Raw genomic sequence first — 14652 nt, forward strand, 5'->3', positions numbered from 1 at the left:
TATCCACCATGTCTGCCGAGGAGCAGAGCAAGCAGGCCATCGCCCTCATGGCCACGGGTATGTACCTCTCCAACACCTCGGGTGGTGCAGGCAACCTAAGTCTGAACTCTGCCCTCTCTAGCCTCCTGCAGTCCCAGATCAACAAGACCGCAGGCAAGCTCCTACAGGGCACTGACCTCAGCATCGGCATGGACCACTACGATGGCTCCTCTGGCGAATCGGCACATACCGACTACACCTACAGCTTCAGTCGTCGCTTCTACAATGACCGCATCCGTATCGTCGTCGGGGGTAAGGTACAGAGCGGAGCCAACCGTGGTAACCAAGGGCAGAACTTCCTCGACAACGTCTCCATCCAGTACCAGGTGGACAAGACGGGTGAGCAGTACTTCAGTCTCTATCACAAGCGTGTGACCGATAACATCCTCGAGGGTGAATACTCCGAGACGGGTGTAGGGTATGTCCTCAGGCGCAAGATGAATAGCCTGCTCGACGTCTTCAACTTCCTCAAGAAGAAGCCCAAGCTCACTCCTCAGAAGGTCATCGCCCAGCCCTGGCGTCTCGGCGGAGACACCACAAGCACCGCTGGCAGTGCCACCCTCCTTATCCCCAAGAAGTAGTGACACCACGTGGTCGCAACCCTATGACAAGCCCTATGCGCTCCCTCATCCCCACCTCAGTCACACCCCAGAGTCAGATGGCAAATAACCCCAGTCCCAAGCAATCTGGGAGACAGCGCCCAGCGAGACTCTATCCCCTACTCAGCCTGATCGCCCTACTAGCCGTCCTATCGGGGTGCTCTCTACATCGCTTCCAAGGTCCCGATGACCAGCTCTATATAGGGATCAAGGACATCAAGGTAACAGATACCATCAAGGGTAGCTATGCGGACAATGCAGTGGCCAAGGCCGAGGAGAAGCTCCAGTATGCCCCCAATAGTGCTATCTTCGGCAGTAGCTCGCTACGCTGGCCCTTCCCCCTAGTGCGCCCCTACCTATACAGTAGCCTAGCGGACAAGAAGACCCTACTAGCCAATGTCCTGCGTCGCTTCACCTCCAAGCCTGTCTGGATGCGTGAGGTCAGCCCCAGCCTACGAGCCAAGGTCGCCCAGCAGACCCTGCGTGAGCAGGGCTATATGAGTGCGAGTGTCCGCTCCACCATCCTTCCCCTACCCTCGGACTCTCTACAGGCTCGGGTCAGCTATCAGATGACCCTAGGCCCGCTCTACCTACTGGACACCGTGAGCTACTTCCCTCGGGTATATACCTCGAAGGGGCGTTACTTCAACCACGGCACCGAGAGTGAGCTCCAGCCAGGTACCCCCTTCTCCCTGGAGATCCTAGAGCGAGATCGTGAGGCCATCAGCAGGTACCTCCGCCAGTTCGGCTACTACTACCTCAAGCCTGACTATATCAGCTACCAAGCCGACACCCTACAGACCCCACAGCGGGTAGCCCTACGTACTGTCATCTCAGAGAGTGCTCCTATGGATGCTCTGAGACAGTGGAAGATCGGGCGCATACAGCTACGCCTCCTCCAGAGCTCGGACGAGGGGATGACGACTATGGCCAACGATAGCCTCCCCTTGAGTGACAGCATCATGCTCTACTATCGGGACAAGACCCTCGTGCGCCCTGCTGTCCTCAGGACACGTATTCGGATGAAGGAAGGAGAGATCTACCGCCACAAGGATGAGGAGAGGACACTAAGTGCGCTGACCAACCTCGGTGCCTTCTCCTCGGTGGAGTTCTACTTCGCCAAGCGAGAGACGGACGACAGCACCCGCACCGATAGCCTCATCACAGTACTCCCGAGTGACAGCGTAGGCGACACCCCGCATCCCGAGTTCACGATGCAGGCAGCCGATACCCTCGGGACGCTGGACCTCACGATCCTCCTTCGCCCCGACAAGCCGTGGAATGCTTACCTCGGGGCTGCCTTCATGAAGAAGTCCAATAACTACATCGGCCCTGGGCTCTCCGCCTCTATCGAGCGGAGCAACCTCTTCGGCGGAGGGGAGCGTCTCTCGGCGAATGTCTACGGCTCCTATGAGTGGCAGACGGGGCGGAGTCCCATAGAGGGGAACTCCATATCCATCAATAGCTACCAGCTCGGGGGAGACCTCGGGATTACCTTCCCCTTCATCCTCTTCCCGAAGTGGACAAATAGCTACTACAAGTACCCGACCTCCACGAGCTTCAAGGTCGGGATGCAGGCCATCAATCATGCCCGCTTCTATACCCTACGCTCGCTCTCCTTCACGATGGACTATAGCTTCCAGCCCTCCTCGAGATGGACGCACCGTATCACCCCGCTTAGTCTGAACTACACCCAGCTGACCCGTACCACAGCGGCCTTCGACAAGCTCCTCGTGGACAATCCTGCCCTTGGGCTCAGCCTTCGTAACCAGTTCATCCCTAAGGTCGGCTACTACTTCACCTACACACGACAGCGAGAGGAGAGCCCACACTTCTTCCAGCTCTTCGGCGAGGTCAGCGAGGCGGGCAACCTATCGAATGGGCTGATGACGGCCTTCGGACGACGCTACACCGAGACGAAGACGATGCTTGGGGTGCCCTTTGCCCAGTTCGTCAAGGCAGCCTTTGACCTACGTTACTCATGGCGGATCGACCGCAACCAGACCCTCGCCACACGCTTCGCCACTGGGGCGATCTATTCCTTCGGTAATGTCACTACTGCGCCCTATATCGAGCAGTTCTTCGTTGGCGGTGCGAATAGCATACGAGCCTTCACGGTGCGCAGTATCGGTCCTGGACGCTTCAGGACACAGCAGGAGAGTGCCTACTCCTTCATGGATCGTGTCGGCGAGATGAAGCTCGAGGCCAATGTGGAGTATCGTGGTCGCCTCTTCGGGGACTGCTATGGAGCGGTCTTCCTCGATGCGGGCAACGTCTGGCTCCTACGTCGGGATAGCTCCCGTGTCGGAGCCTCGCTCCCCGAGCTCTCCTCCATAGCTGACTTTGCTCGGCAGATAGCTGTAGGGACGGGAGTAGGTGTGCGCTATGACCTCTCCTTCCTCGTGGTACGCTTCGACGTCGGTGTGGGACTACACCTCCCCTACGAGACCTCTCGCAAGGGGTGGTATAATATCCCCCGCTTCCGTGATGCCCTAGGCTTCCACCTCGCCATCGGTTATCCCTTCTAGGATAGGACTCCATACAGAATACGACATAGGCGAGGCACGTATGATACGTGCCTCGCCTATGTCGTATTCTAGGGGGTGGACTCCTGCCCTAGTTATGGTAGGGATCTGTCCTTGTCCCGACCTATCGCCTTCCTAGCTGGTGCTAGGGGTGAGGGATGAGGTCAAAGCCCGTGTAGGGACGAAGAGCCTCGGGGATGCGGATCCCTTCGGGTGTCTGATTATTCTCCAGCAGAGCCGCTACGATACGAGGTAGAGCCAGGGCGCTACCGTTGAGCGTGTGAGCTAGCTGTACACCCTCCTGATCACGGTAGCGTAGGCGCAGGCGGTTGGCCTGATAGCTCTCGAAGTTGGATACGGAGCTTACCTCCAGCCAACGCTCCTGAGCAGCCGAGAAGACCTCGAAGTCGTAGGTCAGTGCGCTGGTGAAGCTCATATCCCCCCCGCTGAGGCGAAGGATACGCCAGGGGAGCTCAAGCTTCGTCACGAGGGTCTCCACGTAGGCGATCATCTCGTCCAGACGCTGATAGCTACGCTCGGGCTTGTCGATGCAGACGATCTCGACCTTGTCGAACTGGTGTAGGCGGTTGAGCCCACGCACGTCCTTGCCATAGGAGCCAGCCTCACGACGGAAGCAAGCAGAGTAAGCAGTATTGCGTACGGGGAGATCCTTCTCATCGAGGATCACATCCCGATAGAGGTTGGTCACGGGCACCTCTGCCGTAGGGATGAGGTAGAGGTTGTCGACGCCGACGTGGTACATCTGTCCCTCCTTGTCGGGGAGCTGACCCGTGCCGTAGCCCGAATCCTCATTGACCACATAGGGGGGCTGTACCTCGAGATAGCCTGCTGCACGGGCATTGTCGAGGAAGAAATTGATGAGGGCACGCTGTAGTCGTGCACCGTAGCCCTTGTAGACGGGGAAGCCCGCACCTGTGATCTTCACTCCGAGCTCGAAGTCGATGAGGTCATAGCTCTTAGCTAGCTCCCAGTGTGGGGCAGCGTCGGCAGGTAGGGTGGGCACCTCACCTCCGGTCTTGATACAGAGGTTATCCTCGGCTGTCGAGCCCTCGGGGACGATCTCGTTGGGGAGGTTAGGGATGAGGAGGAGGATCTCACGGATCTTGGCCTCAGCCTCGGCCTTACGCTCTTCGAGTCCCTTGCTTAGGCTCTTGAGCTCGGCGACCTGTGCACGGATCGCCTCAGCCTGCTCCTTGAGTCCCTGCTTCATGAGTGCACCGATCTCCTTGGCGATGGCATTCTGCTTGGCGAGGGCTGCATCCAGCTCCTGCTGTGCATGGCGACGAACCTCATCTAGGCTTAGCACCTCGGTGATGTATTCACGTGCCTCAAAGTGCTTCTTCTGTAGCCGACGCAGGACGTCCTCGGTCTGTTCTTTTATTTGCTTTAGGGTAAGCATACGAGATGATATGTATGGGGTAGCATAAATAGGGAGAGAGGTCGCTCCAAGGAATAAATCCCTAGAAGCAACCTCTCTGAGATGAGTCCACCATATCTGCTTGCCCACTAGGGGCTGGAGTCAGGATGGGGACGGGTATCGTTGTGGTCGTTCTCCGAACTTCCCTTGTCTCGCTTAGGCCTCTGCCTGGATCGAGACGTAGGAGCGGTCGTTGCGCTTGCGTGTGAAGACGACCGTGCCATCGATCAGTGCATAGAGGGTATGGTCCTTACCGATACCGACCCCTACACCTGGGTGATGCTGCGTACCACGCTGGCGGACGATGATATTCCCAGCCTTAGCGTGCTGACCACCGAAGAGCTTTACCCCAAGTCGCTTACTTTCCGATTCGCGTCCGTTCTTGGAGCTACCTACACCTTTTTTATGTGCCATTGTCTTTGTCTAAACTAATGCGGTGATACAATCTGGTTATGCGATGACCTCCTTCACGATGACTTCGCTGAACTGCTGGCGGTGGCCATTGAGTTTGCGGTAGCCCTTACGACGCTTCTTATGGAAGACGAGCACCTTGTCGCCCTTAACGAGAGGAGTGAGGATCTCGCACACGACCTTAGCACCAGCCACAGTAGGCGTACCTACAGTCACGGCACCATCCTTATCGACGAGGAGTACCTTGTCAAACTCTACCTTAGCGCCACTCTCAGCGCCCTTAACGTGATGGATAAACAGGCGACGGCCCTGCTCTACGTTGAACTGCTGTCCCTGAATGTCTACGATTACGTACATTACGTATCTATAACTATTAAAAAGTTAGCCCCGTAGGGTGTCGTCGCCTTAGCTACGCACTTGATCCACAGACCCTACATAGGAAAATCGCACAAAGATACAAAAAATATCCATACCCTCCCTCCACACCTAGAGCGATGATGCATAAATGCCATCAGGGTCATTCCTATGCTTTAGAATGACCCTGATGGCTTCTATGCGTCGTGCTCCCGAGATGTACACATCTCGGAGAGGAGTCTAGTTATTTCTTCTTTCCAAATATCAGATTGATCACGAACAAAATAACGATAGCTCCAATAGCTCCAGTGAGGATAGAACCAATCCATCCTTCTCCGAAGGAGAGATTAAACACTCGCCGTAAAAGCCAAGAGCCAACACCACCACCAAGAATACCCACGATGATATTCCCGATCAGTCCTAGTCCACTACCCTTATAGATAGTTCCACCTAGCCATCCGGCGATGGCTCCAACGATAAGCGTTGCGATGATACCCATAGTCTTCAACATTTTAAGTTAGTACCCAAAGATAAACATTATCCTCCGAAAACAGACTAGAATGATCACTGCTGTCGGTGCATATTTCGCCTGCAAGCGATACGATAAACGCTCGGACAAAGAAACAGCTGAAGCCTCCTACCCTATCAGATCGCCCTAGGACGACAAGCATATCTTCCGAGCCATCCGAGATCATGGGGAGACAGAGTGCTGGCTATATCACATACGAGACATATACCCCAGGGAGGATGCTGGGAGTAAGCGTAGAGGTGCAGCTACCCAGACATGGAGCGTCTGGCGTTAGCCCGGAAGGCCAACATACGAGAGCCCTACGGAGGACATACTTAGAGCGATGTAGTGTACACGTGTGTATACCTTTGTGTACACGCGTGTACACTACTGTATACACGCGTGTACACTTTGCCCTCCTAGGTAGCAGGTATATGCTGGGTAAATCTATCCCTAGGGAAGAGATGCTTCTATCTTGAGTGTATACTCCTCTACGGTCTCGCCCTAGCCCTCTAGTACTCTCATGCCCAAGCCCCACTGCGCCCTCTGGATTACCCCCTCTCCTGCACCTCCGTCGTAGAGCGCTCTACTAGAGCGAAGGCTGCACACCCCTTGACTGCCCTAGAGAGCACCTATAGCGTTCGTCCCCGTCACCTTAGATAGGTGACGGGGACGAACATACTGAGTCCTATATCCCCTAGGAGTAAAGGGGAGGCTAACGCCAAGGGAGCGCTATGGTACTCTTCGGCGGGATAAGCAAGGCAATATCGGGGCGAAGGCGATGCACCTCCTCCCAATAGGCATTGAGGGCATCTGCTCCGCCTGCCTTTAGCTTGTCAGATAGCCGACCGAACAACTCTTCTGCTGTAATCCCGAGTTGCTCTAGCTGCCTAGAGTACTTCAGCTCATCATGCTTAGAGCCCCCTTTTTGTACAGCAAATATCCTTCGAGGCTCATCTGCTGCATTCTTTAGCTCGAAGAGTCCATCCGCCCGCTTGGGGCGATTACCTTTGTCAAACTCCACAAGAACACCTGTCCTAGTATTGCTCTTCAGGTTCAAACCCTCCTTGGAGAAGTGCGCACCATGAGGCACCTCTCCCCCAAAACTATTTGGAGAGAAGTGGCGAGATGGATAGACTGAGAGGTCACTACTGTTGATGGGATAGCAAGTAAGATAGTACGTCGTACCCATACCATAGGGCTCTGTCGGCATCATCCAGCATGCAGTGAGCAGTGGAATAAGGAACAAGCACCAGAATAGCCTCCTTGGGGCTACCCTAGTCCAAGTATAGCGTCTACTTCCAGACGAATTCACCCATCTTGACATACTTATTCTTGAAATTAAAGAAGTGAGGAATATGATAGTCGTGCAATAGCTAGGATCACTGATGGTAGCACCATCGTGGAGGAGGCGGAGCGGGCTCCGTGGACGGGTGGGTTAGCTTAGCTCACTCGGCGTAGCTAGAGCTAGAGAGCGTGGGGAGGTCTAGGCCAGCAGATAGCGAAGGAATGTGTGTGCCAGCAAAAGAGCCTTGGGGGCTGTAGCACGCTAGAGCACTTCCCTTGGAGCAAATATAGGCATTGCGAGACAAATGAAACCCACCAGAGGCATAGGCGCATCCCGTGGGGAGACGATGATAGCTGAAGGAAGGGTGCACAGCTCAGCGCCTCCCCCTCCCCCAAAAAGGAGAGGGGGTACACCCTAGACGAAGCTAGGATGTACCCCCTCTAATTCAGTGGGGAGTCTGGCGACAGGGGCGACGGGACTAACGGCTAAGGCTGAGTGGAGGCCAATCGCTAGGAAGGGTGACACTGCGCTCGGGCAAGGCAAGTGGACGGCGCTGGATCCGACCCGTGGTAGGATGGATCGTGATCTGCTCCTGCGACACCGAGTACAGCCCCTGCCCCTTGTCCGAGGGCTGATAGAGGGTAGCCTCTAGGAGATAGGGTGCGAGCGTCCCCAGTAGGAGCGTATGCCCCTCGTCACTATGCATCAGGAAGGTCGTATAGTCAATGAGTTTGCCTGCGGGGGTGAAGGTCGCTAGCACAGCCTTGTTGTAGGGGAGCGTCCCCGGGCTAGGTACGTCGCACGAGAGGTAGAAGTGTAGGACGACGTATCGCTCCGTCACCACCCGCCTACCATAGGAGAAGCGAAGGGACTCACCACAGGGGAGACTCTTCAGGATAGGCTTGAGCTGAGCGAGATTAGGGACATAGACGAAGGAGGCTTCTTGATCAGAGCTGTGGAAGAAAGTCTTGTCATCTATGCGTAGATCCTCCTGCACGGGGAAGGCTTCTGAGAACTTCTTGAAGTCCACACCCTGTGCCCTTACGCCTACTTGTGCTAGGAAGATGAGGGCCAGGAGAGATAGGATAAGCTTGCGGTTCATCGTAGAGCGGTATTAAAGTGATTGTATCGCCCCAGCCTGATCGCCCGTTAGCGATACTTCCTTAGGCTCTAGGTCATGGAGCTTCTCTCGCTGTATCTTCCCCTCCTTGGTGATACGGAGGCGTTCGTGCCGTACAGCGTACCGGCCGACATTGGGCTCCAGAGGGTGGTAAGCCGTTAGGTGTAGGCTATAGGGGAAGAGTGTCCCCTGAATGATCGTCTGCGGAGGGATCATCGCATAATCAATGAGCCCACCCTGCTGATCATAGACCGCAATGACTGATATCCGCCTGATGGGCGATGTACACATCGGAGGTAACTCACACGAGAGGGAGAAGTGCAAGACTCTAAATGCCCCATAGTTCCACTGACGTCCGTAGGCCATCCTAGGCTCATCATCACTCTGTAGGAGTCGTGCCATCTTCCGAACGGAGGGCATCTGAGGCAGGGCGGAGAAGAGCGAGTCTCGGCTCTGACTGTAGGCGAAGTCTTCGTTCGTAATGGTATTCTTGGTTAGGGAGGGGAAGCCTCGGAAGAAGGCCTCCGGGTCTGCTGTCTGTCCCCAGCTAAGAGTAGCGGATAGGGACAGCAGGAGCGGGAAAAGTATTCGCTTCATTGCTAGAATGATTAGATAGGGAGATTATTGCTCTTGTCACTGGATCAAAGAGGGAGAGATCCGTACCTTTGTGTCCCCATGAGATACACGAGGGATTCCTCTGTAGGCTCCACCACCTCGACCTTACGGGAGCAAATATAGACTATTCTATACATAAAAGGGGGTACACCCTAGCCGAAGCTAGGATGTACCCCCTTACCAGGATGGGATACTAGCGAGGGAGGCTGAGACCTCCGCTCGGACTAGAGGTTAGGATTGACGCTCTTCCAGTCTGCTACGGCAGGGATGACGCCCATCGAGATTACCTCGTCGCGCATCTTCACTAGGTGCTCGTAGCTCTTCTTCAGAGCAGCCTTCTCGGCTTCACTGCCCTTGATCTCGTGGCTGTAGTGTACACCGTCCTTATCGATCACGGTCTCCATCCCCATCACGACATGGTCAAGCCCTGGGATAGCGACATAGCAACCAGCTGGCCAACGGAAGGGAGCACCGCCCATAGCAGCACGGATCATCTCAATGGAGACATAGGCTGGGCTCTGGAAGGAAGAGCGACCACGGAGCTTGATGATGTTAGCACCACCCTTGGTGACACGCTCCTTGATCTCTGCCCACTTGTCCTCGGGGAGCTTATCGGTACCGATCAGCGAGGTCAGCGGAGTCCCAGCTACCGTAGCACCGCTGGAGAAGACAGCCATAGCCTCGCCGTGGCCACCGTAGGTACGAGCACCTACGACCTCGCTCTGAGCGACACCGAAGTGCTTAGCTAGCTCGCTCTGCAGACGAGTAGAGTCGAGTGCAGCGAGCGTAGTGACCTGCTCTGGACGAAGACCCGAGTGGATGAGGGTCACGAGCCCCGTGATGTCTGCGGGGTTGAAGATGATGACCACGTGACGTACGTCTGGGCAGTAGGCCTTGATGTCCTTGCCTAGCTGAGCAGCGATCTCGGCGTTGCCCTTGAGGAGGTCTTCGCGTGTCATCCCCTCCTTACGAGGAGCACCACCCGAGGAGACTACGTACTTAGCACCGGTGAGTGCCTCCTTGATGCAGGAGGTAAAGGTGAGGTTGAGACCCTCGAAGCCACAGTGACGGATTTCCTCGGCGACCCCTTCTAGACCAGATAGGAAGGGATCGTAGAGACAGATGTTAGGTGTTAGACCCATCATGGCAGCCGTCTGCACCATGTTTGACCCGATCATGCCAGCGGCACCGACGATCGTTAGCTTGTCTTGTGTGAGGAAGCTCATAATTGATTGAAGTGTATAATGAATTATGGTTGAGTTTTATTCTCTTCAGCAAATGTACGCTTTTTTCTCTTGTTACGTCCAGGAGCAAAGAGCTCAGTAAAGGAGTTGAAGCGACGCTGGAACATAAAGCCTAGCCCCTGTGTCGTGAGCGACTGACGCAGATACTGGTACATATTGTTGTAGTGGTTGTATCCCTTCAGACGTAGCGTACCAGCTGGATTGAGCTTATACTCAAGGTCAAACTCCCCGATGTACTTCCCCTGCAGGAAGGGGTTATCGTGGTAGCCGACATTGCCGTTGATGATAAGGCGGTCACCTAGCCAGCTACCTGAGAAGAGGAGCTCAATGTCCGTATCCTCAAAGGCGGTAGTACTCGTACGAATATTCGTCCCCAACTGGATATCCTTGGAGAAGTTGCCGAGTACGTGGGTGAGTTGCTCGGAGAGCGTAGAGGCCGCTAGTGAGGCCCAGCCATCAGACACCCCACGTGTATTACGCCTATTCTCTGGGGTGTAGAACTTACCGATCGTCATCAGATAGAGTACCTGCCTATTGCGCTCATCCTCCGTATTGACGAGGGACTGCACACGGCGATCCACCTCGGGCTCTGCCCCTGGGAGCTCTAGCCCGAGGTGAATATCAGGCTTGGAGATCTCTCCACTCAGATGTAGGGTACAGTTCACCGGCATGTGGGTACGCTTGGACTCGGTAGAGAGCCCTGCATCGAGGTCGGCAATATTGGCGGTGAGGCTGTAGATGGCCTTGAGGTCTATGGAGGCCTGCATAGGATCGCCACGGAAGTCCAGTCGTCCGCCCTCTAGGAGGGTGAAGCGACGGCGGGTGAGCTGCTCGAAGTTGAAGACATACGATCCCTCCCTCAGGGTAAGTCCTCCGTAGGTCGTGACAGGGCCTGTGTGAGGGACTTCGATCGTTAGGTCGCCTTCGCAGCGAGCCTTCACCTCGTTCGGGATATTGCTAGAGCCTAGGCGAAGGGCTATCCGTGCCTCAGGTGTAACACGGAAGGCCATACGCATCGTCAGCTCCGTCTCTCCCTCGTTAGTGGGGGCAGGAGCAGGTGCATGTAGGCTATCTTGGGGAGCTGTGGGGCGAAGGGGCTTGAAGACGATGAGTCGGTCTTCCTTGCGGATATCTGTCTTGTTGAAGTCTAGGGTAAGGTCTGTCCCCTCGGCACTACGCATATTGACCTCCAGCAGTAGACGAGGGAGGTGGCCACGGAGCTTAGCCGAGCCTGAGCCATAGGCTGTCCCGTAGAAGGGTAAGCGCTGCTTGCTCTTGGTCTGCAGTACCTTCATCTGCACCATATCCCGAGCCTCGAGATCAAGGTCAAAGTGGTCAAAGAAGCGGTGACGGATCACCCCATGGGCAATACCCGTGTGTCCCTCATCATCACGCACAGGGATATTATCCAGCTGTATCGAGGTGGGAGTAAAGGTCAGACGATGGTCGAAGTAGTAGCTCGTGCCAAGAAGGCGTACCCCTAGGCATCCTTCCTCGACATCCGCAGTCCCCTCGACCGTCACACCCTCATCGAAGACACCGAAGAGACGGACATGCCCAGAGGCCTTCCCATCGACTCGGTCAAAGAGAGTATCCATGAAACGCCCAACGAAGGTAGCCCTCAGACGTGTAGCGTCAAAGCTTAGGTCAAGCCCCGCACCTCCAGCGGGACGGATATAGCCCGACACATCTGCCATCCCTCCATCAGGCTGGGCAACATGCCCACGGATCATGAGCCGACCATCTCGGCTGTCGAAGGTCAGTCCCGCACGGAGTGTCCCCACATCGACCCCCTTGACGAAGAAGGCGGGCGAGGAGACATCTGCCGTAGCGACCACAGCACCATTACGCAGACTGGCCTTAGCTCGACCGGTAATCTCCGTATCGAGCATATCAAAGCCTACCCCTGCGGACTGGAGGATATAGAGGAGGTTGATCTTCTTGAGGGCGACATTGAGATGCTCATTAGGTTGGTTGCTCAGTGCACCGTCGATGCTGACACGTCGCTCAGCACTGGAGAGGTCAAGCCCTCGGACGTGCACCTCGTCCTGCTGCAGATGTACGTGTGCAGGAGCAATCGTCCAGTCCTCGCCATTGATACGTACGAGGGAGGGCGAGAGGTCAAAGGTCGTCCTAAGCACCCCAGCCTTTGTCCCTGCTAGAGGGACACGCTCTAGGCGGGTGCCGATGCCTACGAAGCCATTGGCGACACCATGCTGGTCACGACCTAGGCTGATACGGGTGTAGATACTATCCGTCTGGAGGTCACTATAGATACCGACATCCTTCACCTCCGTCCCCTTGGCGAGGCGAACATCCGAGGAGAGCTGAAGCCTACGGTCGGCAAAGGTCACATGGAGCCCCGAGAGGTGATGATCCCCTAGGCGAAGGTCTGGAGCCTCGGCATAGAGGGTCAGCTCGTGGTTACCACCCGTATAGAGAGCACGTAGAGAGCCACCCTGCTCGAGACGTATGGGCAGGCGAAGGTACTCCGCCCACTCCTCGGGGACCTTCTTGATCTTCACATCCAGCTCGTAGGAGGAGCGTGCAGGAGCTAGGAGAGGATGCTTGATGCCCTCCTCTCCCTGGAGCGAGGGGAGGTAGTGTCGGAGCGTTTGCTTGAGGTCGGGGAGGATTTGGCCTACGGTATAGTGGCCACTAAGCTGAGCCATAAGGTATGGCGAAGTGATATGTATGAGTCGTCCCGACTCTGGGCTACCGATGAGCTGGAGCTGGAGGTCATGCAGACTTAGGGTCTGCTTCGGCGTCGTGAGGCTTAGGCTCTGTAGCACGAGCATTCCATGCCCACGGTCGATATTGAGCACATCGAAGTTCGCAGAGCCCGTAGCCTTGATATTATACTTCCCGAGGAGCTGGCTTAGCCCAAGAGCCTCGGGATGGAGGTCGGTAGATAGGGAGAGATCCATATCCCGCACGACCTTCCCGTCAAAGGAGGCTGCACCACGCACACTAAGGCTTGCATTCGGGTCATTGACCGAGAGCTGTAGCTCATGTCGGTAGGGACGTAGTGGACGGATCGCCAGACTAAGGTCTCGGTAAGTGTAGCCCTGATAGGTCAGCTGGGGGCTGGTAATAGTTGCCCCAACCTGCCAGTCCTCTAGGCGGTCTGTCGAGCGCTGAGCCTCAAGCTTGATCGTCGCTCCTAGACGCTCTAGGGGCACCTTACCACCAAGGAGAGGGGTAAGGAGGAAGCTCTCCGTGCTGAGGTCGGCACGTACCTTCCTCAGGCTCTTATCCACAAGGTGTGCCTCTAGGTCATGCTGCCACTTCCCGAGGTCGGTACCGAGCGTCCCTCGTGCCTTGATCGCCCCAGCTACCTTGTAGTCTAGGTGACCATGATAGGAGAGAGCACCTAGCTGCTTCCCATAGTCTAGGGCAGAGTGGAGTGAAGCGGGGAGGTAGGGCTTGACGAGCTCAATCAGCCCCTGCCGCACCTCGAGGGTCTCGGTGTCAAGCTGTACGGAACTGAGTGCTCCATGCTGGTTCCAGCTCAGGGAGAGCTGTTCCTCTAGGTTCAGTAGTCCAGGTAGGCGGACAGAGAGGGAGCCTTGACCAGTCTCCATCGTCCGAGCTGTATAGAGCCCTCGTAGATAGAGACGCTCCTTGTGCTCCCCGAGCTGTGGGAAGAAAGGAGCAAAGTCAGATAGGGCAAGGTAGGTATCCGCCAGCTCGACCTCATGGAGGAGCTTTAGCCCCTTCCCTCCTAGATCCAAGCGGAGCAGGGGCAGGGCGAACTGGCTATTGGGGAGTGTGGCCTGTGCGTTACGTAGCGTGAGGTAGCGACCATGGTGGAGCTCCCCCTGAGCAGTGAGTGAGGAGAGAGTAAAGCCATTGGTGAGACCGAAGCTCAGCTCATCCACAGCCCCAGCGATGTAGTTTGGAGAGAAGCGAAGGCGTCGGATGCGTGTAGAGAGCTTCTGTAGCTCTAGGAGCTTGGTATCCCCCTGCTGGAGCGTGAGGCCCAGATCTCGGATGATGATACTATTGATATCTACGGGGATGGAAGCCTTGTCCCGCTTGGGCTTGCTCAGGTGGTCGATGACGTGCTGGACATTGAGCCGTCCAGTCACGGAGTCACGGTGTAGAGAGAGGTGTGCGGAGAAGAGTCGTGCCGAGGTGATCCGCACCTCCCCCTCGGTGATGAGGTCGGAGAGTGTGATACTACCCACTAGACGATTGGCTCGGAGCATCTCCCTGCCCACGGTATCGAGGACTGTCACCCCATGCACCTCGACATCTGTCCAGCCTACGAGCTTGACCTGATGGAGTGACACGGGGCTATCGAAGAGCTCCGTGAGGAACTTCCCTACTCGTGCTGCAGCCTCACGCTGCACAGCTGGTATACGGAAGAGCCCCAGTGGGAGGAGATAAAATAAAAGGAATAGGGTAGCAGCTATCCATGCCACCACCCGAAGCACCTTCAGGAAATGCTTATTTACCTGCCAATAGCGCATCTATCCTATCTTATCTCGTCTAAGCTCCCTAATCGC

General features: G+C 55.9%; 11 protein-coding genes. 2 read left to right on the forward strand and 9 right to left on the reverse strand.

Annotated elements, in window-relative coordinates; genetic code table 11:
* A partial coding sequence (locus QZ554_RS00300; protein ID WP_297193288.1) for a translocation/assembly module TamB domain-containing protein occupies positions 1–620 on the forward strand: 620 nt, incomplete at its 5' end.
* 35 nt (positions 621–655) lie between these two features.
* On the forward strand, positions 656–3166 hold the full coding sequence (locus QZ554_RS00305) for a BamA/TamA family outer membrane protein (protein ID WP_297193290.1): 2511 nt from the start codon (positions 656–658) through the stop codon (positions 3164–3166).
* 142 nt (positions 3167–3308) lie between these two features.
* On the opposite strand, the gene serS is transcribed toward QZ554_RS00305, so the two are convergent.
* The 9 genes from serS to QZ554_RS00350 all read right to left on the reverse strand — a co-directional run bounded on the left by serS (position 3309) and on the right by QZ554_RS00350 (position 14616).
* Positions 3309–4583 (reverse strand): serine--tRNA ligase, encoded by a 1275-nt coding sequence (serS, locus tag QZ554_RS00310; RefSeq protein WP_297193292.1) that lies wholly within the window; start codon positions 4581–4583, stop codon positions 3309–3311.
* Between the two features lie 174 nt (positions 4584–4757).
* A complete protein-coding gene (rpmA, locus tag QZ554_RS00315) occupies positions 4758–5015 on the reverse strand; it encodes a 50S ribosomal protein L27 (protein ID WP_297177011.1) in 258 nt (85 codons plus the stop codon).
* 36 nt (positions 5016–5051) lie between these two features.
* The gene (rplU, locus tag QZ554_RS00320) at positions 5052–5369 is read right to left on the reverse strand and encodes a 50S ribosomal protein L21 (protein ID WP_297193294.1); all 318 of its coding nucleotides are present in this window, start codon (positions 5367–5369) and stop codon (positions 5052–5054) included.
* 241 nt (positions 5370–5610) lie between these two features.
* Positions 5611–5865, reverse strand: coding sequence for a GlsB/YeaQ/YmgE family stress response membrane protein (locus tag QZ554_RS00325; protein WP_297193295.1), 255 nt, complete (start codon positions 5863–5865; stop codon positions 5611–5613).
* A 724-nt stretch (positions 5866–6589) separates the two neighbouring features.
* Positions 6590–6898 (reverse strand): hypothetical protein, encoded by a 309-nt coding sequence (locus QZ554_RS00330; RefSeq protein ID WP_297193297.1) that lies wholly within the window; start codon positions 6896–6898, stop codon positions 6590–6592.
* Between the two features lie 742 nt (positions 6899–7640).
* Positions 7641–8264 carry a hypothetical protein gene (locus QZ554_RS00335; protein WP_297193299.1) on the reverse strand — a complete coding sequence of 208 codons (624 nt, stop codon included), beginning with the start codon at positions 8262–8264 and terminating at the stop codon, positions 7641–7643.
* Positions 8265–8276: 12 nt separating this feature from the next.
* The gene (locus tag QZ554_RS00340; protein WP_297193301.1) at positions 8277–8879 is read right to left on the reverse strand and encodes a hypothetical protein; all 603 of its coding nucleotides are present in this window, start codon (positions 8877–8879) and stop codon (positions 8277–8279) included.
* Between the two features lie 242 nt (positions 8880–9121).
* Positions 9122–10123 carry a malate dehydrogenase gene (locus QZ554_RS00345; protein ID WP_297193303.1) on the reverse strand — a complete coding sequence of 334 codons (1002 nt, stop codon included), beginning with the start codon at positions 10121–10123 and terminating at the stop codon, positions 9122–9124.
* A 23-nt stretch (positions 10124–10146) separates the two neighbouring features.
* The gene (locus tag QZ554_RS00350) at positions 10147–14616 is read right to left on the reverse strand and encodes a translocation/assembly module TamB domain-containing protein (protein ID WP_297193306.1); all 4470 of its coding nucleotides are present in this window, start codon (positions 14614–14616) and stop codon (positions 10147–10149) included.
* Positions 14617–14652 lie beyond the last annotated feature (36 nt).

The sequence above is a fragment of the uncultured Porphyromonas sp. genome (assembly GCF_915070105.1).
Lineage (GTDB): Bacteria > Bacteroidota > Bacteroidia > Bacteroidales > Porphyromonadaceae > Porphyromonas.

What these genes read in the sequence shown, in the direction of transcription:
- rplU (WP_297193294.1), bottom strand. Translation starts at nt 5,369, where the DNA reads ATGTACGTAATCGTAGACATTCAGGGACAGCAGTTCAACGTAGAGCAG.
- QZ554_RS00340 (WP_297193301.1), bottom strand. Translation starts at nt 8,879, where the DNA reads ATGAAGCGAATACTTTTCCCGCTCCTGCTGTCCCTATCCGCTACTCTT.
- QZ554_RS00305 (WP_297193290.1), top strand. Translation starts at nt 656, where the DNA reads ATGCGCTCCCTCATCCCCACCTCAGTCACACCCCAGAGTCAGATGGCA.
- QZ554_RS00350 (WP_297193306.1), bottom strand. Translation starts at nt 14,616, where the DNA reads ATGCGCTATTGGCAGGTAAATAAGCATTTCCTGAAGGTGCTTCGGGTG.
- QZ554_RS00325 (WP_297193295.1), bottom strand. Translation starts at nt 5,865, where the DNA reads ATGGGTATCATCGCAACGCTTATCGTTGGAGCCATCGCCGGATGGCTA.
- QZ554_RS00335 (WP_297193299.1), bottom strand. Translation starts at nt 8,264, where the DNA reads ATGAACCGCAAGCTTATCCTATCTCTCCTGGCCCTCATCTTCCTAGCA.
- QZ554_RS00345 (WP_297193303.1), bottom strand. Translation starts at nt 10,123, where the DNA reads ATGAGCTTCCTCACACAAGACAAGCTAACGATCGTCGGTGCCGCTGGC.
- serS (WP_297193292.1), bottom strand. Translation starts at nt 4,583, where the DNA reads ATGCTTACCCTAAAGCAAATAAAAGAACAGACCGAGGACGTCCTGCGT.
- rpmA (WP_297177011.1), bottom strand. Translation starts at nt 5,015, where the DNA reads ATGGCACATAAAAAAGGTGTAGGTAGCTCCAAGAACGGACGCGAATCG.